2 protein-coding genes are annotated in these 2,093 nt (G+C 63.4%); one reads left to right on the top strand and one right to left on the bottom strand.

Annotation, left to right across the window (positions count from 1 at the left end):
* A partial coding sequence (locus tag EN935_RS32920) for an aldehyde dehydrogenase family protein (protein ID WP_127374070.1) occupies positions 1–959 on the bottom strand: 959 nt, incomplete at its 3' end.
* 298 nt (positions 960–1,257) lie between these two features.
* On the opposite strand from EN935_RS32920, the gene EN935_RS32915 reads away from it, so the two are divergent.
* Complete coding sequence (locus tag EN935_RS32915) at positions 1,258–2,019, top strand: sulfotransferase (RefSeq protein WP_127265000.1); 762 nt, start codon at positions 1,258–1,260, stop codon at positions 2,017–2,019.
* Positions 2,020–2,093: the final 74 nt, after the last annotated feature.

The raw sequence follows: 2,093 nt of genomic DNA, 5'->3' as shown, positions 1-2,093 counted from the left end.
CCGGCCGGGTTGATTTCGGTGACATCGGCGCCGGCATCACGCGCCTCGGCGATCATGTCGCGCAGGCGCTGGTGGTGCCGGTCACTGATGATGGCGGTATAATCGGGGTTGTCGCGCAAGGTCGGGTAGAGCCGTGCTATCGCCGTTGCCAGCTTCGCGGAGACCGCGTCTCCTTGCCCCTTCGGCACCAGCAGATAATCCGGCGCGATGCAGGTCTGCCCGGCATTCAACAGCTTGCCATAGGCAATGCTGGCTGCCGCCGCGTCGAGGTCGCATGATGGATCGAAGATTGCCGGCGACTTGCCGCCGAGCTCGAGCGTGACCGGGGTCAGATTGGCGGCCGCCGCGATGGCGACGTGGCGGCCGACCGATGTCGAGCCGGTGAACAGCAGATGATCGAAAGGCATCGACACGAAAGCCTTTCCCATCTCGGCGTCGCCGGTGATGATGCTGAGCTCATCGGTCGCGAAATGCTCGGCAACGAGCTTGGCCAGCAGCTCGGAAAATGCCGGCGTCAGTTCGGAAGGTTTGATGAGCACCCGATTGCCGGCGGCGAGGGCGGCAGTCACCGGCGCCACAGCGAGCTGGAAAGGATAATTCCAGGGCGACACGATGCCGACGACCCCGAGCGGCTGCGGGACGAGGCGATTTCTACCCGGCAGGAACGGCATGGTGGTGGCTACGCGACGCTCCCGCATCCAACCCTTGAGATGGGCCAGCGCGTGGCGGATGCCGGCGCGCACGACGAACAGTTCCGCAAGCCGCGTCTCGTGTGCCGAACGGCCTCCAAAGTCGGCGTCGATCGCCGCACAGATCTCTGCTTCGTGCCGCTCGGTCAGCGCCAGCAGGCGCATCAGGCGGTCTTTGCGGACGCCCAGGTCAGGAAAGGGCTGTGTCCCGAAGGCCGCACGCTGCAATTGGAACCGCTCGCCGAGAACATCCTGTCTGGTCTGCAGCATCGCGCCCTCCCTGGCTTGTTGGGCCGAGCTTACATCGTGGTGCGTGAAGGAATCCAGCGGGGTGCGGGTGTCCTGGGGGAAGGCGCAGGCTGCGAACGATCTGTTCCTGTTGTGGCGTGATGACAGCTGCGCTAAGGCAAGGTGCCCATGCAGAGAGTCGTTTTGACCGGTTTCCACATCCTCTCCAGTCCACGAAATTCCAACCGGGTGTCTGCCTGATGCAGGCATCTGCGACGAGCATCGTGGCCATGGACCCCAAGCGGCGCGTTTCGCGCCGGGTGGCCCAGCGGAATTGCGGATGAAGGACGCTCACAGACTTGAGGCCGCGTTCAGTGCGGCCGCGCGAAGGGTCATGCGGGAGTTTCATCGGTTCGTGCCGCTGTCTCTGAAAAGGCGCATGCAAAAACGCGCATACCCACGCGCGACGCCGGCCAACAGAATTTTCATCTCGGGCTGTGCGCGCAGCGGGACGACACTGACACAGCGGCTGATGAGGTGTTTCCAGGACATTTTCGTCCATCCGCCCGAAGCGCGATACACAATGCTGGACATGCTGGACCGGCCGGAATCCAACCTCGTCGTCAAGCGCGATGCGCGCAGCTTTGCGCGTCTGGCGAAGCTGCCTGCTTCCATCGGCTTGATCTACTGCGTGCGCCATCCATTCGACACGCTGACAAGTTCGCATCCGCAAACACGCAGCGAGCGTCGGTTCCACGTCACGCCGCATCGCTGGCTGGCCGAATACGATGCGCTGATACGGCTGAAGAAGGCACAACCGCACAGGCAGATCCTTTTCGTTCGCTACGAAGACATGATCGGCGCGCCCGATGCCATTCAGCAGCGAATCGCGCAGTTGTTCGGGCTGACGCCGCGGATTCGCTTCAGCGAGGATCCGGACAATCCGATCCGGGTGGCTTCGTTGAAAAAATGGGAGAGGAGCGAAGACTTCCGGACCGATCTCGGCGGCCTGTCGCCGGCATTCCTCGTCCGCGTCCAGCGCTTCTGCGCCGAGTTTGGGTATGACATGCCGATAACAACGCAGGCTGTGGACGCTCCGTGATGCAGGCACCGGCAGCGGCCCTCACGACAGAAGGGCAAGACCCCAAGCGGCGCGTCCTGAAGGACGTGTTCGGC

This window comes from Mesorhizobium sp. M7D.F.Ca.US.004.03.1.1 (assembly GCF_003998635.1).
GTDB classification, from domain to species: domain Bacteria; phylum Pseudomonadota; class Alphaproteobacteria; order Rhizobiales; family Rhizobiaceae; genus Mesorhizobium; species Mesorhizobium loti.
The sequence above is the reverse complement of the archived record's forward strand: the minus strand, read 5'-3'. Positions and strand labels throughout refer to the sequence as shown.